General features: G+C 65.9%; 27 protein-coding genes. 24 read left to right on the top strand and 3 right to left on the bottom strand.

Going from position 1 to position 17,753, the window contains the following annotated elements:
- Positions 1–14: 14 nt before the first annotated feature.
- The 13 genes from BLQ92_RS15605 (at position 15) to BLQ92_RS15545 (ending at position 8,768) form a co-directional block, all read left to right on the top strand.
- Positions 15–593, top strand: coding sequence for an ankyrin repeat domain-containing protein (locus BLQ92_RS15605; RefSeq protein WP_090685435.1), 579 nt, complete (start codon positions 15–17; stop codon positions 591–593).
- A gap of 2 nt (positions 594–595) precedes the next feature.
- A complete protein-coding gene (locus tag BLQ92_RS15600; protein WP_090685434.1) occupies positions 596–910 on the top strand; it encodes a hypothetical protein in 315 nt (104 codons plus the stop codon).
- A 35-nt stretch (positions 911–945) separates the two neighbouring features.
- Complete coding sequence (locus tag BLQ92_RS15595) at positions 946–1,899, top strand: ankyrin repeat domain-containing protein (protein WP_090685433.1); 954 nt, start codon at positions 946–948, stop codon at positions 1,897–1,899.
- Positions 1,900–1,977: 78 nt separating this feature from the next.
- Positions 1,978–2,829: an N-6 DNA methylase gene (locus BLQ92_RS15590; RefSeq protein ID WP_090685432.1), complete on the top strand. Its 852-nt coding sequence runs from the start codon at positions 1,978–1,980 to the stop codon at positions 2,827–2,829.
- Between the two features lie 65 nt (positions 2,830–2,894).
- Entirely contained in the window at positions 2,895–3,671 is a 777-nt protein-coding gene (locus BLQ92_RS15585; RefSeq protein WP_176860751.1) for an N-6 DNA methylase, read from the top strand.
- 229 nt (positions 3,672–3,900) lie between these two features.
- A complete protein-coding gene (locus BLQ92_RS15580) occupies positions 3,901–4,275 on the top strand; it encodes a helix-turn-helix domain-containing protein (RefSeq protein WP_090685430.1) in 375 nt (124 codons plus the stop codon).
- A gap of 10 nt (positions 4,276–4,285) precedes the next feature.
- Positions 4,286–4,480: a hypothetical protein gene (locus BLQ92_RS15575; RefSeq protein WP_090685429.1), complete on the top strand. Its 195-nt coding sequence runs from the start codon at positions 4,286–4,288 to the stop codon at positions 4,478–4,480.
- A 9-nt stretch (positions 4,481–4,489) separates the two neighbouring features.
- Positions 4,490–5,086 (top strand): ankyrin repeat domain-containing protein, encoded by a 597-nt coding sequence (locus BLQ92_RS15570; RefSeq protein WP_090685428.1) that lies wholly within the window; start codon positions 4,490–4,492, stop codon positions 5,084–5,086.
- Positions 5,087–5,333: 247 nt separating this feature from the next.
- Entirely contained in the window at positions 5,334–6,011 is a 678-nt protein-coding gene (locus tag BLQ92_RS15565; RefSeq protein WP_090685427.1) for a hypothetical protein, read from the top strand.
- An 8-nt stretch (positions 6,012–6,019) separates the two neighbouring features.
- The gene (locus BLQ92_RS15560) at positions 6,020–6,355 is read left to right on the top strand and encodes a hypothetical protein (RefSeq protein WP_090685426.1); all 336 of its coding nucleotides are present in this window, start codon (positions 6,020–6,022) and stop codon (positions 6,353–6,355) included.
- 57 nt (positions 6,356–6,412) lie between these two features.
- Complete coding sequence (locus BLQ92_RS15555; RefSeq protein ID WP_090685425.1) at positions 6,413–7,198, top strand: DUF5710 domain-containing protein; 786 nt, start codon at positions 6,413–6,415, stop codon at positions 7,196–7,198.
- A gap of 154 nt (positions 7,199–7,352) precedes the next feature.
- Positions 7,353–7,907, top strand: coding sequence for a hypothetical protein (locus BLQ92_RS15550; RefSeq protein WP_090685424.1), 555 nt, complete (start codon positions 7,353–7,355; stop codon positions 7,905–7,907).
- A gap of 462 nt (positions 7,908–8,369) precedes the next feature.
- Complete coding sequence (locus tag BLQ92_RS15545) at positions 8,370–8,768, top strand: hypothetical protein (RefSeq protein ID WP_090685423.1); 399 nt, start codon at positions 8,370–8,372, stop codon at positions 8,766–8,768.
- A gap of 96 nt (positions 8,769–8,864) precedes the next feature.
- Here BLQ92_RS15545 and BLQ92_RS15540 read toward each other — a convergent pair whose 3' ends face one another.
- A complete protein-coding gene (locus tag BLQ92_RS15540) occupies positions 8,865–9,446 on the bottom strand; it encodes a hypothetical protein (RefSeq protein ID WP_090685422.1) in 582 nt (193 codons plus the stop codon).
- Between the two features lie 35 nt (positions 9,447–9,481).
- Between BLQ92_RS15540 and BLQ92_RS15535 the strand changes: the two genes are divergently transcribed.
- The 9 genes from BLQ92_RS15535 to BLQ92_RS15495 all read left to right on the top strand — a co-directional run bounded on the left by BLQ92_RS15535 (position 9,482) and on the right by BLQ92_RS15495 (position 14,946).
- Positions 9,482–10,096, top strand: coding sequence for an HAD domain-containing protein (locus BLQ92_RS15535; protein ID WP_090685421.1), 615 nt, complete (start codon positions 9,482–9,484; stop codon positions 10,094–10,096).
- A gap of 489 nt (positions 10,097–10,585) precedes the next feature.
- A complete protein-coding gene (locus BLQ92_RS15530; RefSeq protein ID WP_090685420.1) occupies positions 10,586–10,837 on the top strand; it encodes a hypothetical protein in 252 nt (83 codons plus the stop codon).
- A 57-nt stretch (positions 10,838–10,894) separates the two neighbouring features.
- Positions 10,895–11,278 (top strand): hypothetical protein, encoded by a 384-nt coding sequence (locus tag BLQ92_RS15525; RefSeq protein WP_090685419.1) that lies wholly within the window; start codon positions 10,895–10,897, stop codon positions 11,276–11,278.
- A 100-nt stretch (positions 11,279–11,378) separates the two neighbouring features.
- Complete coding sequence (locus tag BLQ92_RS15520; protein ID WP_090685418.1) at positions 11,379–11,933, top strand: hypothetical protein; 555 nt, start codon at positions 11,379–11,381, stop codon at positions 11,931–11,933.
- Positions 11,934–12,113: 180 nt separating this feature from the next.
- The gene (locus BLQ92_RS15515; protein ID WP_090685417.1) at positions 12,114–12,353 is read left to right on the top strand and encodes a hypothetical protein; all 240 of its coding nucleotides are present in this window, start codon (positions 12,114–12,116) and stop codon (positions 12,351–12,353) included.
- A gap of 37 nt (positions 12,354–12,390) precedes the next feature.
- A complete protein-coding gene (locus tag BLQ92_RS15510; RefSeq protein WP_090685416.1) occupies positions 12,391–13,161 on the top strand; it encodes a hypothetical protein in 771 nt (256 codons plus the stop codon).
- A 154-nt stretch (positions 13,162–13,315) separates the two neighbouring features.
- Positions 13,316–13,744 carry a hypothetical protein gene (locus BLQ92_RS15505; RefSeq protein ID WP_090685415.1) on the top strand — a complete coding sequence of 143 codons (429 nt, stop codon included), beginning with the start codon at positions 13,316–13,318 and terminating at the stop codon, positions 13,742–13,744.
- Positions 13,745–13,751: 7 nt separating this feature from the next.
- A complete protein-coding gene (locus BLQ92_RS15500; RefSeq protein WP_090685414.1) occupies positions 13,752–14,264 on the top strand; it encodes an ankyrin repeat domain-containing protein in 513 nt (170 codons plus the stop codon).
- A 46-nt stretch (positions 14,265–14,310) separates the two neighbouring features.
- Complete coding sequence (locus tag BLQ92_RS15495; protein WP_090685413.1) at positions 14,311–14,946, top strand: hypothetical protein; 636 nt, start codon at positions 14,311–14,313, stop codon at positions 14,944–14,946.
- Positions 14,947–15,006: 60 nt separating this feature from the next.
- Here BLQ92_RS15495 and BLQ92_RS15490 read toward each other — a convergent pair whose 3' ends face one another.
- Both BLQ92_RS15490 and BLQ92_RS15485 read right to left on the bottom strand, forming a co-directional pair.
- Positions 15,007–15,750, bottom strand: a complete 744-nt coding sequence (locus BLQ92_RS15490; protein ID WP_090685412.1) for a hypothetical protein — start codon at positions 15,748–15,750, stop codon at positions 15,007–15,009.
- A 100-nt stretch (positions 15,751–15,850) separates the two neighbouring features.
- Entirely contained in the window at positions 15,851–16,159 is a 309-nt protein-coding gene (locus BLQ92_RS15485; RefSeq protein ID WP_090685411.1) for a hypothetical protein, read from the bottom strand.
- Positions 16,160–16,336: 177 nt separating this feature from the next.
- Here BLQ92_RS15485 and BLQ92_RS15480 point away from each other — a divergent pair, with 177 nt between their 5' ends.
- Entirely contained in the window at positions 16,337–17,104 is a 768-nt protein-coding gene (locus BLQ92_RS15480; RefSeq protein WP_090685410.1) for a hypothetical protein, read from the top strand.
- A 129-nt stretch (positions 17,105–17,233) separates the two neighbouring features.
- Positions 17,234–17,740: a hypothetical protein gene (locus BLQ92_RS15475; RefSeq protein WP_090685409.1), complete on the top strand. Its 507-nt coding sequence runs from the start codon at positions 17,234–17,236 to the stop codon at positions 17,738–17,740.
- Positions 17,741–17,753 lie beyond the last annotated feature (13 nt).

Raw genomic sequence — 17,753 nt, 5'->3', positions numbered from 1 at the left:
CGGAGACCACCACGATGAGCACCATCCAGCGCAATCGGCCGCGCCACTACAAGCCCCGGAAGCACTCGAAGGCAGGTCCTTACGAGCGCCGCACGCCTTCGCCCGTTCCGCTTCGGGCCTCGCGTACGGTCTCGCTCCCGATGCCCCCGCACGGGGTTTCCTACGAGTACCACGTCGCGGTGTTCCTGCTGGACATCCAGACGGCAGCGATGCGGGGCGGCAGCACGAGCTGGGACGACCTGCGCCGGGCGCACCAGGCGGACCTGCTCGGGTTGGCCCTGCTGGGCGACATCGCCAACGCGGACCTGACGGATTTCCGCGAAACGCTGGCGTCGCCGTTGGCAGCGAAGCACCTGAACGCGGTCCGCTACCACGGGGGCGACCCTGGGCAAACGCTCGCCGGCATGACGGGGCTCAACCCCCTTCACGTGGTGGCGATGCACGGTCTGGCGGAGTTTGTGAAACCGCTGGTGAAGGCGGGGATCGACCTGCGAGCGCTCACCACGGACGGCCGGACGGCGCTGGACCTCGCCACGCGGCGGGGCCATACGGCCGTGGTCGAAGCGATTCAAAAAGCCAAGGGACGGGGGTAGCCATGGAAACGACGACGCACAACGCGTTTTGCAACTGGAAGCCCGAGCTGCTGGACGAGATGGCACGGACGAACGTTCCGCGCGTGAACGGCCTGCTGCTCGACGTGTTCGACGGCATCGACACCGGCGCCTTGTCCCGCAACGACATGGCCCGGCGTTTCGCGATGGTCGCCCGTGAGTTGGGCTACTGCTCGATGGACCGCTACACCGCGGGGCCCGTGGTGGTCCGGGGTGGCGCGACCACGTGGGCGTACATCGCGGAGCTGCTTCGCAACGGGGAGCCCGTGGGATCGGTCGAGGTGGCCGGTTCCTTCTAGTTCGACACCATCACAACACCCCACAAGGACATGCCATGTACGACGCACATTTGAATGAGTTGAGCGAGATCCTGGGCGAGCACGCCCACGTCTTGCACCGGTTGGTGCCGCTGACCGACGCCATGAGCGGCGCGCTCATCCGATCGACGTCGGCGGTGGACGAGCTGATCGCGGCCGTCCCGGCCGGCGAGCAACGCCAGCGCACGGTGCGCACCCTGCTCACCCACGACGAGATCTTGGACGAGGTGCACCTCCTGAACCACCTCGACGATCCGGACGAGCGCGCGGCGTGGGCCACCGCACGGATCCGTCAGGCGGTGGGCCTCGGCGACAGCACGGCGTTGGCCGCGTTGATCGGCATGGGCGGTGACGTGGTGGCGCTGGAGCGTGTGTCGCGTCCGCTGGTGGGCACGGCGTTGAGAAACATCGCATCGCTTCCGGGTTACTACGAAGGCCCTTCCCTCGACGAACTGGAGATGCAGCAACAACGGGAATGGGCGGACGACGAGCAGTGGCGCGTGTTGGACCTGCTCATCGATCACCGCGCCGACCCGAACGGTGGACGGACGGGCAGCGTCCTGCACGGGCTGATCGCCCGGGACGGGCTGACGGCCACGATCCTCGATCGTCTCATGCGTGCTGGGGGCGATCTCGAACGCGCGATGAACGGGCGCTCTCCGCTGGATTACGCGGCCATGGTCGGCAAGACCAAAACCGTCCGGCTGCTGCTCAGCGTCGGCGCGGATCCGCACCGCCCGGACGACCTCATTGGACGGACCGCGTTCCTGAACGCTCTCGACCGGGGGAACCCGTCCATCGTACGGGCGTTTGTTGAAGCGGGCGCGGCGCGCGGTCCCGGGCTCGACGCCGTGCGGTTCTACCACCAGACGCTTCACATGCGCGGCCCCAACACCAAGAGAACCGCCAAGATTTTGACGCTTTTAAAGCCCGCGCTGGACGAGCTGAACACTGGGCTCGCGCAGGGCTGATCGCAGAACCACCCATCGCAAGCAACCGCACGAAACAAACCACCCATCCCGGACCAACCCAACCACCAGGAGAACCCTATGGCCCGTAAAACCACCCGCACGCCCAGCACCCCGTTCGAGGCCTTCAAGGCGCACGTCGGACGCTTCGCCCAGCGTCACCCGTTCCGCTCGGGCGTGAAGGAGGTGCTCGACGACCTCGTGCAGGTCACGTTCAACCTGTTGCCCCCAATACTGCTGGTCAACTACGCTGCCGGCGGGTCCGTCTGGTTCGACAGCCAGCTCGTGGTGGAGCTGGAGGATTACCGTGGCCACCCTGAGGCGTGGGCCGAGCTGGGCGACCTGGGGAGCGACTACTTGGCACTCGTCGCGTCGGCGGTTCCTTTCGCGGACCTGCTCAGCGATCTGTACGGCGGGTCGATCGCGAAGCAACAGGCCGCGGCCAAGGCGCAACACATGACGCCGGCGGACATGGCCGACCTGTTGGCACCGTTCGCCAACGGGGCGGACGACCACGGGCCCCGCCGGTTGGGCGACCCCACCTGCGGATCGGGGGCGCTGCTGCTCGCTGAGCTGCGCAACCGGCTCAACCGGCACGGCAAGGCCGGGGTGGCCAACACGTTCGTGGTCGCCAACGACATCGACCCCGCGATGGTGAAGCTGGCGACGCTGCAAATCACGATGTCCTCGCTTCTGCACAAGGTACCGCTGGGGTGCCTGAGGATGCACCGCGCCGACCTGATCAAGGACTACCACACCGATGGGACCCGCGTGGTGACGGTTCACCCGAGCGTCGAGAAAAGCCACGCGTACGGGTTCTGGGAAGACGGCGAGCTTCGGAAGGTGGAGGTCGAAGTTCCGCCGCTGGTCCGCGTGTTCGCCGCGCTGTTGGCGGCCGACATCAAGGCCAACGCTGCTCATCGCAAGGCTTAACCGATCCGAACCACGGGGCGCGTTGGGCGCCCCGACCACCAACCACCACGAACGAGGCGATGCGCATGACCACCTTTGACACCGTTTGCAGCGCCGCCACCACCGGCGACCCGCACATCCTCCACAAAACGCTCCCGAAAAACCGCAAGGAGGCCCTGAAAGCGTTGACCCAGGGGCTCGACGTGCCCGGTCAGGAATGCACCGATCGCTTCAAAGCACTGCTGTACGGCGGCATGGTCCGGTTCGCGAGCGACGGGTTCCGCGACCAGGCGGGCCTGCGCACGTCGTACCACGGGCCGATCGACACGACGGGCGTCAACCCCTCGGTCAGCACCGCGCTGTTCATGCTCTACGCGACCGCGGTGCGGTACAGCGTGCCGTTCACCGACGTGCTGGGCGACCTGTACACCAAACTGCTCGCCAAGCGCGGGGGCGACGGGCTGGGTCAGTATTTCACGCCGCCCGACCTCGCCGACCTGGCGGCGGCCCCCGGTATTGACTTCGCGGTTCGGCGCGGCGACGAGATGCTGACGATCCACGAACCTACGTGCGGGGCGGGCGGCTTGCTGCTGGCCTTGTTTCGTGACCGTGAAAACCAGCCGGGACTTCGACCCGAAGACCGGTTGATCCAGGCGCAGGACCTCGACCCGCTCTGCTGCGCGATGACGGCGTTGCAGTTCTGCATGAACGCGTTCGTGCACCAGCGTCCGATCGGCGAACTGATCGTGCGGTGTGGCAACACGTTGGCCAAGGACCTCAACGTACCGCTGTTTTTCCACGCGCACCGGGAGGGCTGGGTTCGCCCGGTCGCCAAGCGGGCGAGGGAAGCGGCGACGACCTGACGGCAGAGCAGGGCGACGACGCTGCGCGACCCCCACCGTCCAAACCCTCGGAGACCACGGTCCGGAAAACCCCGCTGACGCCTCTGGGCCGAAGGCGGGGTTTGCGCTCAGGAGGCTTTAGCCTCCCAGGTTTTTTTACGTGCCAGGGCACGTAAAAAAACCTTCCCCAACCCATTGACAGGCTGGGCAAATCTTCTAGGGTGGGTAAAACCACACGGAGATCTGCCCCATGCCTCGCGCACGCACCACCCAGGAAACCCAACCCCGTGACGACCTGCCCGTGCCCGAGATCCTGGGCACGACCCAGGCCGCGCGTTTCCTGGGCATCAAGCCGACGACCCTGAACCGCATGGTGGACGAGGGCCGGCTCGCCTACGAGCAGGTGGGCACGCACCGGCGCTTTCAACGGGCCGACCTGGAAGCCTTCAAGGCGACGTACACCCGTCGGCGCGGGCCGCCATCGCTGAACCGCAAGACCCTCTTCGCCAGTTTCACCCATCCCGACGCGGCGCGACTCCAGGCCCTGGCGGACCAACGCGAGACCACGGTCTCGGCCCTGCTGCGCGAGTTCGGCCTGGAAGGGCTGGACCGGGCGACCACCTGAGGAGACCATGATGACCACCTTGAACAACGACGAGGGCCGGCGGGCACTCATCGAAGCGGAGCTGGACGAGCTGCTGGGCCCAGTGGTGGACCTGCCGGACGACATCCTCGACGTGCTACTGGACCCCCGCATTGCGGCCATTTTCGACGACATCGACGCCGACATCGCATCGATGGGCCGGGCCGCACCCACCCGGCACGACTGAGGAGGAGTTATGCACGCACGCTCACGCCTGCACGACGCCGCTCAAAACCGCATCCAGATGGACCTCATCACGGCGCTCCGAAAGCACGATCTGGACGAGGTACGACGCTTGCACAACCGGGGGGTCGATCCCAACGGACGTGATCTGCAGCTCGTCGGTGTCCCCCTCCGGGCTGCGATCAACATCGGCTCGATCGAGGCGGTCGAAGGGCTGCTGCGCGCTGGGGCCGACCCCTTGCTCAGGGATCCGACCGTGGACCATCCGGCCCTGACGGCGGTGGTGATGCGAGCGGTCGAACTGCACAGGCAAGGCCGTGCCGTCACGTCCGACGACGAGCGCCTGGACGAGAGCGACGACGACCTCGACAACGGTGGCCGGGGTTGGGACAGCTCCCATCTGGGCGACATCCTGGAACTGCTGGCGAGCTACGGCGGACATGCTGGCCAGCCCAGCAAGCCCGACGTCGAACCTGCGAACGCCTGGGCTCTGCTACGCGAGGTGCCGGCCCTCATGCGTGCGTATCGTAAGGGGAGGGCGTCCTACGAGAGCGTACTGGCCGACGTGGACGCGATGCTGGACGAAGCACGAGGCATCGGCAAGGCCTGACACCGGAAGGGCCCAGGCCAAACCTCGCCCGGCAGAAGGGGCCAGGAGGCGATCTTTGCGGCCGGGCGCGGAGCGAGCCGGGTGGGTTTCCAGGCGCACGTTGAAATCCTTCAACCCGTGCCAGGGTCCATCCTCGATCGGTTGGCGAAAAGTTTCCCCATCCTATTGACCGATGGGCAAATCGCGTTAAGGTGAATCCATCAACAGCGCGATCACAGCGCTGCCACCCTTCCCGAGGAGACCCTCCATGCTCATCACCACCACCACGACCACCCATGCCCAACGCGATGCGTTCGACCGCGAGGTGCGCTACGCCCTCCGCCACGACGTGCGAACGGCGCGCGCTTTGCTGACCTACGGCCCCCAGGAGTACGGGGCGCCCGAGCGCTTCATGAGCTTCACCTCTGCGATCCGTCAGAACCGGCACGCTGCGAAGGCTGTAGCGATGCTGCTTGACCTGGGGGCACCGGCAAGCCGGACGCTTCGCAAGGTCCCGGTGATCCCGATGGACTGCCTGGCGGTGCTGCTCAAGCACACCACGCCGGCTATGCTGAACGGGCTGGACGGCTACTACGAACCTTTGTGGCTCGCCACCTTCCGGAACGCCGAACACCCGGTCAACAGCAGCGAGGCCGCGGTCCTCACCAAAAGCTACGCGACGATCCTGGACCAGCTCGAAGCGGCGGGGGCGGACGTCACGTGGCCCGGGTTGGCGCGCGTTTTCACGAACGAGGAGGACCTGGAGTTCTTCAAGGGTGCCCTGGCGTCAGGCCGGTTCGTCGGCCGCTTCGGCTCGGACGCGCTCAGCGCACGGCTGACCCACAACACCGTTCGCCTGGAGCAGCACGAGCTGCGCGCGCCGGCGGCCGAGGCCCAGGCCAGCAGCAAGCCGGTGGCCCGGACCAAATCGCGCAAGCGCCTGTAAGTCCCACCATGCTCCGCACCCTGATCGCCTCCCTGTTGGGCCGTAAGCCCAAGCCGGCACCGCCCGTGGTGGCAACACGGCCACCCCTGGACATCTCGATCGACTGGCACCGCGAGATCGACTGGGACGCGCTGTTCCAGCACGCGACGCTGGAGGAGCTGCTGTCCCAGCGGAATCGCATGGTCAACCGTCATGGCATGCCGGCGGTTCCGTTCGAACAGAACGAGCGTTTCATCGACCTGGCGGTGAAGCATGGGCGGGCGGACGTCATGGGATGGGTCCTTTCCCGCATCGCCCCAGTCCACGCCTCGCCAACGGCTCTGAAAGTGCCTCCCGCCTATTGACTCTTCGTGGGTACCCCCTAGCCTGGTTCGAATCGAAATCAGGGCCAGGAGGCTCCCATGCTGTTGCTCAACGTTCCGTTTGCCCAGAAAGACGAGGCCAAGGCCTTGGGCGCACGGTGGGACAAAGACCAGAAGAAGTGGTACGTGCCCGACCACGTGGACCCGCTCCCCTTCCTCGAACGCGCGGAATGGACCGATCCCGATTACGTCGCGCCTCCTCCGCCTCCACAAGTGCCAGGGCACGGCCCCAAATGGCCCCTGTACGTGGACCTGGTGCCGAAGTCGGCGTGGTTCCGCAACCTGCGTAAGGCACTGACCGACGAGGAATGGACGGCAGCGCGCAAGAAAACGGCCAAGGCGGCGGATTACGTTTGCCAGATCTGCCTCTGCAAAGGCCCGAAGTGGCCGGTCGAAGCGCACGAGCGTTGGTCCTTCGACGAGGACTCCGGCGTCCAGACCCTGACCAGCATCGAAGCCCTGTGCCCGGCGTGCCACGAGGTCACCCATTTTGGCTTTGCCCGCGTGCGTGGCCGGGAAGCGGAAGCGACCGCCCACCTCATGGCCGTGAACGGCTGGACCGAGGCCGAGGTCAAGAAGCACGTCCGGGAGGCCATGGACGTCTACGTTCGGCGAAGCGCGATGGAATGGCAGATCGACGCCCGGTGGCTGCTCACCTTCATCGAGCTGTCCGAGGAGACCACCGAGACCATCCTGGGCCAGGCGGACGGCATGGGCGCCCGCACCCTCACCCCGGACGAGCAGGCGATCCTGGACGCTGACGCCGCCGCGGAGCAGATCGATTCGATCGTCATGTACAGCGATCCGTTCGAAGTGCCCGGTTGATTGGGGCAAGACCGTGCCATAGCACGGGTTTTTTGCGTCTGATGGATTGACTGCAGCCAGGAACCTGCAAAGGTGGTTGCAGGCCCACAGCGTCGTCCTGACCGACGGGCACGGCAGCTCACCCCGACCGCGTGAGCGACAACGATGGGAGGAAATGATGATCCGTGAGCTTTCGTTTTGGGTGCTGGCCGTGGCCGATGGTGGCGTGATCGGGCTGAGCCTGCTGACGTCGCTGGTGTACCTGGCGGCCATCGTCGCAACGCGCAAGGGGTGGAAGGCTCTGTTCATCAAGTCCTTCACGACCACCGACTGGGCGCTCTTCGTGATCTATTCGTGGATCTTCGTCGCCCTCATCGCGTTTCAGCGCTCCGTGGGTGAATCGGTCTGGACCATCGCGCAAAAGGGCAACCTGTTCATTAGCCTCGTTGCCCTGGTCTATATGCTGTTCGGTGGCCTTCCCCGGGCGCTGCGCAAGTTCGGAACGGCCCAGGCCATGAACGCCAGAATCGCCGAAGCGATGCGCGCCGTGTTCGGTGAGGTTGCCGAGCGGAAAGGGCGTCCGATGTTGCACGAGGGATTCGCGTTGAAGGTTCACGACCTGATGAAACAGCACGGCTGCGACGTCGGGACCGCGATGGCTCTGATACTACCCCCGGAAGCATCGGCCGCGGACCGTGCGTTCCTGGCGAAGATGACCGCCCGTTCCTGAAGAGCGTCAGCGCTGACGGGTGCTCTGGTAGAGCAAACCACCAACGCCCTCCTGGGAGGGCGTTTTCACGTCCGGCCAAACCGTGCCCGGGCATACCTCATCGGCGTCTACACGGTCTCCCTTGGACCCTGCGACGCCGAACGGCGGATGGTGATGACAGCCCTGGAAGACGGTTGGCGAGGCTACACCGAAACGCCGCCACCACGCGTCGAACCCATGCCGCCTGTGCGTCTGGAAACGCGTGCGGCCGAGGCCGTGCTCGCGTTCCTCCGAAGCCCTGGGCAGTACTTTCGCAAGCTTTGACGCTCCCAGGCGGATGCACGCCTGAGGCCGTGCTTTGGCACGGGTGGTCTCGGGCCTTCATGTTGACAGGCCAAAAAAACCTGCCATGGTATTTTCAACGCAGACCCGAGGGTTGGCGTCCATCCCACGAGCGCACCGCTCACCCTTCAGGAGGTTTCAATGCTGAACACTGCCCAAACCCGTCAGGACCACAACTGGTTGAACCGGCCGGACATCGTGGCCAACATCAAAGCGACCGCGCAAGCGATCGACAAGCAGGTGATCGGTCTGCACGAACGCGGCGAAGATCTCAAGACGCACGACCAGGCCCTCAAGCATTTCAATACGGTAGGTCTGCGCCGTATCGCCCGTTACAGCGTGGCCGCCAAAGCCTACGCCGCGCTGGACCCCGTAACCGCGAACGTGTTCCGGGCGGTCGGTGAGCTGATCGAACAGCGCGTCGTGAAGGGCGAAACGGTCGAAGATGTCCTGGTGGAGGACTTCGGCGTGTGGGGCAATCGGCAGATCCTGGCGATGTTCAGCCCGGCCGTACGGGCCAACATGCCACAGATCCACTGAGGTTCGCGGAACCTTCACCATCAGCAAGAGCAAAGCCCGGGTTTCCCCGGGCTTTTCGCATCAAAGGCGCCTGCAGCTTTCCAGCCGGCCCGACACCTACGCCGGCAGCGACACCGTGGCGAACGCTGTACCCGACGTGCTCCCAGCAGGGTCCGACAGCATCTCCAGGAAGAACCGCACGCTTCGCCCATTTTGGGCTTTCTCCCCGACGATGACGGCGAACACATCGTCCGGACGCTGGGGCACTGCGGCCACGTGCGCCTGGCGGATGGCTCGCCAATGGGCCAGCAAGCGTTGGGGCTCCCACTGGGCACGTCCCTCACGGGTCCACAACGCGCAGGTGATGAGGACCTTCACCGGGGCCGTCAGGGCATGCAAGTAGTTCACCTCGTTGTGCGCGTCCATCGCTTCGTTTTCGGATTCCACGGCGATCACCGGCACGAACGCCCCGGGGGCATCGCGGTCCACCGGATGCGCCGAACCGAGCATGAAATCGATCCGGCAATGCTCCCGTTTGAACGCCAGGCCCATGCCATCGGCGACGCCTTTGAGGATCCCACGGTAGACCGTGGTGCGCGCTTCCTCGAGGTCCCAGGCCGCGAGGAACGTGATGGGATCCACCGCGGAGAGGCCCACGGTGAAGCGGTCGAAGAAGTCGTTCCAGAGGGTGAGCGGCATGGCATCGGGTCGGTGGGGCGGGGCATAATCATGCCATGAGCTTGCCCACCTTCCCCGAGCCCCTCACGTCCGACGACATCCGGGGCCACCTGCGCACCCGCCCAACCCTCGCCCCCGGAACCTGGAGAACCGCCTGGCCCGGTGGCCTGGTGCGTCCCGACCGCGGGAACGCGCTGCTGCTCCTCGACGTGGACGGGGTGCTCCACCCGGACGCGTGCGATCCGCTCGACCACTTCTGCAGGCTGCACCTGGTGATCGACGTCCTCGACGAGGTGCAGGACGTGGACGTGGTATGGGCCAGCACCTGGCGATTCCAGAAGCCGTGGGCCACGCTGATGGCGCGGATCCCCGAGCGGCTGCACGAGCGCTTCATCGGGGCCACGCCGGCGCACCTGTATCCGAGGGGCGAGGCCTGCCCGGTCGGTCCACGGCGTCTCGAGGTGGAGGCGTTCCTCGCCGACGTGCTGCGCGATCCCTCCCGTCCATGGGTGGCCGTGGAGGACCAGCCGCTGTACGACGGGGCGTCCCACGGCCAGGTGCTGTTCTGCAACCCACGGACAGGCTTGGCCCCGGCCGGCGAAGGGAACGGCTTCGCGGACGCGGGCGCGTTGCGGGAACGGCTCAAACGGTTGAGCCGGGAAGGACGGTAAGGACGCAAGGAGCAGGACGAACAAAGCCCAACCGGGAGGCTGGGCTTCGTGCCTTGAAAGGCGTGCTCACGCTTGGCGGAGAGCGGGGCGGTGGTTCGGGTACTGCGACTGAGATTATTCAAACAAAATGCGCAGGGGGAGTCAATCCCATGCGGTCAAAATAATCAGCAAGGCGTGGCGCTGCGCGAACCCCAACGTCCAAAGCGAACGGAGCCGGAGGCTCCTGGTGGGAACCCCGTGCGACCGAGGGCCAGGGCCGGACCCGTGGCGCACCCGAGGCGACAGCAGGGTTTTTCGGCCAGGAGCCTCCGGCTCCAGGGGTCTTTCCATCCTCCGGGTAACGCGCCGTCGTTCCCCACGTAACGCCCGGTAAAGGCGTGCCATGGCACAACGTCAAAACACGTGAAAATAGTTTCCCCAACCCATTGACGGACTTGGGCAATCCATTACGTTGGAGAGGTGCCCACCAACGTTTGAAGATCCATCACCATGCCGCCACGCACCACCTCCCAGGCCCAGCTCGACGCGCAACTGCTGCGATTCGCCGCCAGGGGCAACACCACCGGCGTTCAGTTCGCGTTGCAATACGGCGCCGACCGGCTTGCCACCGACGCGCTCCAGCGCACGGCCGCTGAGCTGGCCGAGGACAACGGGTTCACCGACGTCGCCGACTGGCTGGTGGCCCTGGGCGTCCCCCGCCAGGCCATCCACGACGACCACGTGCTCGCCTTCGTGGCCTGAGCCGCACCACCCACCGAACCCACGATCCACCCCAACAGCCTCCCGGAGACCTGACCCATGCGCCGCCTCGCCCTCCTCATCGCTTCGCTTCTGATCGCCTCGACCGCGCACGCGACGGGGAACATCGCGTTCCAGGTGGGGACCAACGGGCAGCTCCTGCTCAACGGCGCCCCGATCGGCGTTCCCCACGGCACAGCCCTGGACGTGTGCAGCGCACGCCCGAAGGGCCCGTGCCTGATCCTCGGCTCGAACGCCACCTGGCAGGTCGTGGGCAACGACGTACTGCACGACGCCACGGGCAAACCGCTGGACGTGCTGACCACCGTGCGGCTGGAGAAGGGCCGCGTCACGGAGGAGCTGGTGCAGGTGAGCGAGAACGGCAAGCCGCAGTTTCAGGTGCGCTTCTCCCGGGAAGGGGTGGTCAGCGTCGTGAACGGTTGAGGCTTTGATCAGACCCGTGCCAAAGCACGGCCCCGCCACGTTGACTTTAGTTGGGCACCTGCGATGGTGGGTCGGTCGTCCACCACCACACCGAGTGCCCATGCAATACGCCCTGATCGAGTTCAAGGACCGCTGGTTCGTCATCGACGCGCACGAGCTGCAGGCCCTGCACCAGCACACCCTCAGCATCACCGAGCGGCCCAAGCCGGACGAACGCGGTCCGTTCTTCATCGCCTACCGGCTCTACAAGCCGCAGCCGGGGATCGACAAGGAGCAGGCCCGGGCGGACGTTCTCCAGGCCCAGGACATGTGGCTGGGCCACGTGGAGGACGACGCCTGCCACGCCATCGCGTACCACGCGATCGAAGCGTTGCCCCCGGTGCAGCAGGGCATGTCCTTCGGGATCCCGTTCGCAGCGCTCATCCAGGCGGATCCGGCGCTGATCGACCGCATCGCCGACCCGGATTCCAGCCAGGCGGTGACCGCGTTCCTGCGTTACGCGAACATCTCGCCGGCCGACAACCTGCTCACCCGCCCGGGGGTGTTCGCGTTCAAGGGCATCGAACGTCGGACCAAGGCGTTGATCAACCTGGACACCTGGCGCGATCACATCGACAAGGCCCGGGCCGACCGGACCGCCTGGCAGATCGGTTAGCCCTTCGAGTGCCCAGCTCAGCGCCCTCCCCGGAGGGCGTTTTCGCATCCCCCTCAACCCGCGCCCACGCACCTCTGAAAAATGTCCCCCAACCTATTGACGGGCTGGGGCAAACCACTAAGGTGAAGGATGTAGGGCCTGCGATCGACGGGTCCACCACCACCCCCGAGGACGACCATCATGCGCCAAGCCACCCACGCCGAAGCCAACGCCCACCTGCTCAACTACGCCGCGGAGGGCAACAGCGTTGGCGTGTTGATCGCCTACCTGTGCGGGGCGGATCTCCACGCCAAGAACGAGCAGGGCGAGGACGCGCTGCAGATCGCCATCCGCCATCAGCACAGCGAGACGATCGACGCCATCTTGAACATGCTCGGCGAGCCCGTTGGGGTCCCGGGCCTGACCGCCACGGTGGAATGAGCAACCTCCCAACGTTCACGTTGAACCGGAGACCCCCATGCTGACCGTTCAACCCCTGATCCGCTCCGCGCAGCACCCCAGTGCCCGGTACATCGCGGACTACTTCATGACCTGCGAGGCCCGCCATGGCGACCGGCCGGCCAAGCCGATCCGCCTGCTGGACGCCATTCAGAACATCGCTGCGGACCGGCCTGGCCTGGTCGGCCGTGGGCCCCACAGCCTCATGGATCGGCTGTTGAGCAGGTCCGGTGTCCGTGCTGACCACGCGACGATTCGCAAGGACGCGGACCACTTCATCGGCCACGCCCCGTTCGAGGAGATCCTCCCGCTGATCGACGCCGCAGACACCCGTTGTGACGATGCGTTCCTGTCCGACGTCCTGGTGCTGGCACGCGAGCAAAACCGCGCCGACGTGGCCCGCGCTCTGATCCCGCTGGGGCCATCCGTTGGACAAGTCTGGCTCTGGCTTTTCTCGGATCCGTTGATCCTGAACCACGACGAATGCATCCAGGCGCTCATCGCCAGGTTTGGGTCGGACGGCATGAACCGAGGCACGCCCGCACCCTGGGAGGGTTGCCTGAGGGCGAACGTGACCACCGAGCGGCTGGTGGAGAGCGTGCTGCCCATGCTGCACGCAGCCGGGGCTGACGTCATGGACGCGCGGTTCGAGGAACTGGAGGGCGAAACGGAGCAGGGCGTGGTGGCCCTGATGCATTACCGGCGCAAGGTGCAGGGGGACGAGCTGCGGAAGGTCGCAGAGCAGGCTCAGGGCACGCGCGAAAAACCCCGGCCACGAAAACGCCTCTAACAGGAGACCACGATGACCAGCTACCGGTCCATCTCAAGCCGTGCCCAGGCACAGCTAAAAAAGTTCCCCAACCCATTGACAGGCCGGGCACATCCCTTAGGGTGGTACGCATAGGCCACGCGTCCGCAGCGGCCATCCAGGAGGAGACCCCGTCATGAAACCCCGTCACATCCGTAACCTTGCCCTCATCCCGCCCACCATCCTGGTCGTCGCTGGCCTTCCGCCGTTCGTCCACCTCTGGCGCGACGTGCCAGTGAAATGGATCGGCATAGCCGCCTTGATCATGTTCGTGGTGTTCCTCGCGGTGACGGCCCCGTTCAACCGGTGGATGCTGGACCGTGAGGTTGATCGGCAGAACCAGGCCATGCGCTTCGCCGAGACCATCGCCATGATGTTGACGTTCTGGGGCGCTTGTCCGATGTTTTCCTTGCTGAACGTGATGGTCACGCGCGGACTGGCCCTCGTGGTCTGTTTCGTGGTGTTGATGATCGTGGGACTCGGTATTCAGCGCACGGTGCGTAATCGGGTCTTCGAATGGACGTCTCGCCGCATCGACGCTGCGTACGAACGGGCGCGGGGTTAAGGCCACCATGACCACCACCTCCACCTCCAACACCGCTCCCGGCTACCCCCTGGACGACTGGGCCCTGGAAGCCGCGATCGACGCGGGCAACGCCGACTGGGTGGCCCAGCTCATCGCCGCCGGGGCGGACGTGTCCAGCAAGACCACCGAACCGTCCGACACGCGCGCCCGTGGTGGCGTGAGCCCGCTGGGCCTGGCGGTTCACATGAACAACCCCGTCCTCGTGCAGATGCTGCTCGACGCGGGTGCCCCGGTGAACCAAATCGCGGTGCGCTGGGGCGGTACCGCGCTGCACATGGCCGTGGTGGAGAGCGTGGGCGAGGGCGTCATCGAAATGCTGCTCAAGGCCGGGGCCGACCCGCTGCTCACCGATGCGAAGGGGCGGCGACCGCTCGACTACCTGGGCTGGGCCGTGGCCGAGCACCTGCCCGACGACGACAAGGACCTGGTGCGCATCGCCACCCGGTTCGCCATCACGACCGCGAAGCTCAACGGGCAGAAGCGCCCGAAGCGTCGCTGACCCCATCCCGTGCCGTGGCACGGACAACCTGAACGAGGCCGACCCCATGAACCCCATCACCAAAATCCGGCGCGCGATCGAGCGATTCCTTCGGAGCAATCCGAAGAAGGATGAGTCGGAGTCAGACCGCACGGGGGCACCCATCGACGATGGAGAGGACGATCGCATCGTCTTGGCCCTGAACGAGACCAGCACGCCCGAGCAGCTCAACACCTTGCTGCACGACGGGCGTCCGGCCTGGCAGGAGGCCTTCAACCGGTTTTGCCTGTCGGACGCTGGAATCGACGAGTGGGCCCCTCTGCTCGACCGTTATCTGGCGGCCGACATGCTCAACGGCCCGTGGATCCCGTCGCTGACAGACCTTCGGCACGGATTTCCCAGCAGTGGCCTGCCGGACAACCTTAGCGCCCCGGTCCAGTTCGTGCCGATGTGGGTTCACGCGTTGTTCCGCATGCCGGCCTTCGAGCGCAAGGCAGAGCTGGAACGCCTCTTGGCCCGCGGGGCCGACATCACCCGGGAGGGCATCGCGCGCCACACGGTCTTCGATCCCGAAGGGCTGGTGCAGGCGTGCTTCGACGCGTTCCCCGAGGTCCGCATCCACGTCGAAGGCGCAGAGCTGCGCGAGGCCATGGCCGCGAGCAGCAGCGCCCCGGGGGCACCACGTGGGCGCAAGCGCCTTTGAGGCGGGCCTTGCCCTGGTCGCTGAAACGAGAAGGCCCCGCGAGGGGCCTTTGTTTCGCGATCACGGTTCACCGCCGGATTCCTTCGACGCTTTTGTGCCGGGAAAGGCCGTAATGGCCCAGCCTTCCAGGGGATCGGCCGGCGGCTGAGAGGAGCATTCAAAGGCGTGAACAGCAATCATGCTGCCGGCTGGGTATGTACCATCTTGCTTGGCCAAAACATAAACGTCGCCGTTTTTATCTTTATACCTTGCAAGAAGCCGCGACAACCGGAGGGCAGCGTCTATTACATCCAGATAATTTTCCCCCATCCCTTCGCGAACCAGTTCATCCAGGATCGCAGTATCGATGTTCATGTTGGTCCTCGTCGCGGGCGCAAAGGACCCACGGCCGCCCTGCCGTTTTGGGTTGGGCTGCTCCATCGGCACTGGTTTCAGATCAAAATCGTAGAGCTGGGCGAACAGGCGTTGCACGAACGTCACCGGGACGATCGGCTGGCCCCTCGACATGTTGACCTCGTTCTGGCTGAGCCGGACCAGCGCCCCCAGGGTCCGCGGTTCATCGACCTCGATGCGAAGGACCTCCGCTTCGAACGCGGCGGCCTGCTGCTCGTCGAACACATTCGCGGCCACGATCCGGCTGTGAAGCTCGACGAACGCTTTCGCCAGATCCGTGTGCAGGCGGGCCTTGCCCCGGAGACCGCACAACGCCAGGAAGCGGGCACGCTTCAGGTGGTATACGCGGGAGATCAAGCAACGGTAGATGGTCGCGTTTCGCGACGACCAGGTCGTCTCGTTCCATTCCATGATGTCCCCTCCAGAGGCGATGACCCTCGACGGGGCCGACGCAACCACCATCGCAGCATTACAGGGCTTGTCAACGTTGAGGGAGAGGGGAAAGCCCCTGCTATGGCACACCAAACGGTTGGCAGGCGCCCAGGACGGGAGGATCGACGTCAAATGCGTGAATGGCGACCATGTCGTGCGGCTTCTGCTGCACAAACACATAGCCGTTCTTATCCTTGAAGCGTTCCAGGAACCGTGAAAACTGAAGTGAGTTCGAGACAACCGATAGATGATCCTTTCCCAATCCTGCACGAACCAGTTCGTCCAGGATCGATACGTCGATCTCCATCAAGACTCTGTCGGGCGCAACAATGAGGCAACGGTAGATGATCGCGCTTCGCGACGACCGGGTGGTCTCGTTCCATTCCATGACGTCCCCTCCAGAGGCGATGACCCTCGACGGGGCCGACCCAACCACCATCGCAGCATTACGAGACTTGTCAACGTTGGAGGAGGCGGGAGGACCGTGCCAGGGCACGCTCACGGTTTGACATCCTCAGACGACCTGCGAAGGTGGTTCGTCAAACACCACCGTATGGCAACTGCAATGGCGATCGACTGGACCACCACCTTCAACGGCCTGCGCGACACCGCCCTGCAACGCCTGGACACGCTCCAGCGGATCCGCAAGCTGCACGAACGGGCGCGCGCGAACGACCTGCGGGTTCGTCACATCGACGAGCGCGGCGCGTTCGCCACGGTGACCAACGTCGCGCACGAGGACCACCGTGATGCCGTCCGGCCCCTGGTGGAGCACGCACGTACCGCTCCCCTGGACGATCTGCGGCGGCTCTCGCCCGACGCTCAGGCGACGCTGGGCGTTCGCCTGGCCGAGCTGGGCGCCGACGAGGGGGAAGCCCATCCGCTCGCCGTCGGCCTGGCCCTCGGGGCGTCGCCTTACCCCTTGCTCGCCCGGCCGGCCGTGGTGGCCCGTGACGACCTGCTGGAGCTGGTGCTCGCACGTTGCACATCCGAGGCCCTCAACGGGGACGCGACGGACGCCCTGGGCCTGCGCGTGTGGGAGACCGTGGTGCTCCCGTACAACGTCGAAACGCAGGGCCCGACGGCGCCCGGTGCGACCGCCTGGGTCGAGCGCCTGGCCACGGTCGTGCTGCCCCGTCTGGCCAAGGCCGGTGCGGACCTGGATCGACCCCTGCTGGGCGAGCTGGGCGAGTGCGCGGCACGGGCCACGCCGAGCGCACGGGAGCAGCAAGCCCACCTGCTGGCGACGGCACTGGTGCGTCACCGGGGCGACGTGCTTCGGCAGAGCCTGGCCGGGACGGGTGGGGAAGGGCGGGCGCGCAAGCGGTTGTGAGGGCGGTTTCGTACCGCGTCAACCCGTGCTAAAGCACGCACAACCGATTGACGGGCGAGCGCGAGCCTTTAAGGTGAGCGAGGAAGGGCTCGCCAACGTCGGGCGCGCCCACCACCCCACGGAGTCGCCATGTCGAACCCCACCGGATCGCAGAACCAGGAACCTGAGGATCGCAAAAGCCGCGGGGTCGTCCACGTGGGACACCTCGGAGCGGTGGGCGTCGCGGCCCTCTTCGCGCTCCTCGTGTGGGGATCCCTGGCCTCGGGCCTAACGACGTGGGTCTACGCCCACTACGACACCTGCCGCATGGTCGATCTCTACGTGGGCGGGGCGATCGTGCTTGCTTACCGCTTCAACAAATCGAGAATCGAAACGCTCCAAACGCCGAAGCCGTGGATCGTTGTGGCCTTCGCGGCGGTGGTGGTCATGATGATGGGCGACATGGCTCTGGGTGTGTCGCTCATGTGGGCGCCTCAGCTCGAGATCGAAGGTCCGACCCACCACGGTAACGACGTGTTCTGGTACGCCGCCACGGACTTGATCGCGCTCGGGGTCGGGATCACCCAGATCATCGGCCACCAGGGCATGCAGAGGCCGGTAAGCGTCCTGGGCCGGTGGCGGGGACGCCGGCGCTGACCCGATCGACCGG

Origin of the sequence: Paraburkholderia phenazinium (genome assembly GCF_900100735.1) — a bacterium.
GTDB classification, from domain to species: domain Bacteria; phylum Pseudomonadota; class Gammaproteobacteria; order Burkholderiales; family Burkholderiaceae; genus Paraburkholderia; species Paraburkholderia phenazinia.
This window is presented reverse-complemented; position numbering and strand designations above follow the sequence as displayed.

Excerpts from the sequence above, each read along its gene's own strand:
- BLQ92_RS15605 (WP_090685435.1), top strand. The coding sequence starts at position 15 with ATGAGCACCATCCAGCGCAATCGGCCGCGCCACTACAAGCCCCGGAAG.
- BLQ92_RS15600 (WP_090685434.1), top strand. The coding sequence starts at position 596 with ATGGAAACGACGACGCACAACGCGTTTTGCAACTGGAAGCCCGAGCTG.
- BLQ92_RS15595 (WP_090685433.1), top strand. The coding sequence starts at position 946 with ATGTACGACGCACATTTGAATGAGTTGAGCGAGATCCTGGGCGAGCAC.
- BLQ92_RS15590 (WP_090685432.1), top strand. The coding sequence starts at position 1,978 with ATGGCCCGTAAAACCACCCGCACGCCCAGCACCCCGTTCGAGGCCTTC.
- BLQ92_RS15585 (WP_176860751.1), top strand. The coding sequence starts at position 2,895 with ATGACCACCTTTGACACCGTTTGCAGCGCCGCCACCACCGGCGACCCG.
- BLQ92_RS15580 (WP_090685430.1), top strand. The coding sequence starts at position 3,901 with ATGCCTCGCGCACGCACCACCCAGGAAACCCAACCCCGTGACGACCTG.
- BLQ92_RS15575 (WP_090685429.1), top strand. The coding sequence starts at position 4,286 with ATGACCACCTTGAACAACGACGAGGGCCGGCGGGCACTCATCGAAGCG.
- BLQ92_RS15570 (WP_090685428.1), top strand. The coding sequence starts at position 4,490 with ATGCACGCACGCTCACGCCTGCACGACGCCGCTCAAAACCGCATCCAG.
- BLQ92_RS15565 (WP_090685427.1), top strand. The coding sequence starts at position 5,334 with ATGCTCATCACCACCACCACGACCACCCATGCCCAACGCGATGCGTTC.
- BLQ92_RS15560 (WP_090685426.1), top strand. The coding sequence starts at position 6,020 with ATGCTCCGCACCCTGATCGCCTCCCTGTTGGGCCGTAAGCCCAAGCCG.
- BLQ92_RS15555 (WP_090685425.1), top strand. The coding sequence starts at position 6,413 with ATGCTGTTGCTCAACGTTCCGTTTGCCCAGAAAGACGAGGCCAAGGCC.
- BLQ92_RS15550 (WP_090685424.1), top strand. The coding sequence starts at position 7,353 with ATGATGATCCGTGAGCTTTCGTTTTGGGTGCTGGCCGTGGCCGATGGT.
- BLQ92_RS15545 (WP_090685423.1), top strand. The coding sequence starts at position 8,370 with ATGCTGAACACTGCCCAAACCCGTCAGGACCACAACTGGTTGAACCGG.
- BLQ92_RS15540 (WP_090685422.1), bottom strand. The coding sequence starts at position 9,446 with ATGCCGCTCACCCTCTGGAACGACTTCTTCGACCGCTTCACCGTGGGC.
- BLQ92_RS15535 (WP_090685421.1), top strand. The coding sequence starts at position 9,482 with ATGAGCTTGCCCACCTTCCCCGAGCCCCTCACGTCCGACGACATCCGG.
- BLQ92_RS15530 (WP_090685420.1), top strand. The coding sequence starts at position 10,586 with ATGCCGCCACGCACCACCTCCCAGGCCCAGCTCGACGCGCAACTGCTG.
- BLQ92_RS15525 (WP_090685419.1), top strand. The coding sequence starts at position 10,895 with ATGCGCCGCCTCGCCCTCCTCATCGCTTCGCTTCTGATCGCCTCGACC.
- BLQ92_RS15520 (WP_090685418.1), top strand. The coding sequence starts at position 11,379 with ATGCAATACGCCCTGATCGAGTTCAAGGACCGCTGGTTCGTCATCGAC.
- BLQ92_RS15515 (WP_090685417.1), top strand. The coding sequence starts at position 12,114 with ATGCGCCAAGCCACCCACGCCGAAGCCAACGCCCACCTGCTCAACTAC.
- BLQ92_RS15510 (WP_090685416.1), top strand. The coding sequence starts at position 12,391 with ATGCTGACCGTTCAACCCCTGATCCGCTCCGCGCAGCACCCCAGTGCC.
- BLQ92_RS15505 (WP_090685415.1), top strand. The coding sequence starts at position 13,316 with ATGAAACCCCGTCACATCCGTAACCTTGCCCTCATCCCGCCCACCATC.
- BLQ92_RS15500 (WP_090685414.1), top strand. The coding sequence starts at position 13,752 with ATGACCACCACCTCCACCTCCAACACCGCTCCCGGCTACCCCCTGGAC.
- BLQ92_RS15495 (WP_090685413.1), top strand. The coding sequence starts at position 14,311 with ATGAACCCCATCACCAAAATCCGGCGCGCGATCGAGCGATTCCTTCGG.
- BLQ92_RS15490 (WP_090685412.1), bottom strand. The coding sequence starts at position 15,750 with ATGGAATGGAACGAGACGACCTGGTCGTCGCGAAACGCGACCATCTAC.
- BLQ92_RS15485 (WP_090685411.1), bottom strand. The coding sequence starts at position 16,159 with ATGGAATGGAACGAGACCACCCGGTCGTCGCGAAGCGCGATCATCTAC.
- BLQ92_RS15480 (WP_090685410.1), top strand. The coding sequence starts at position 16,337 with ATGGCGATCGACTGGACCACCACCTTCAACGGCCTGCGCGACACCGCC.
- BLQ92_RS15475 (WP_090685409.1), top strand. The coding sequence starts at position 17,234 with ATGTCGAACCCCACCGGATCGCAGAACCAGGAACCTGAGGATCGCAAA.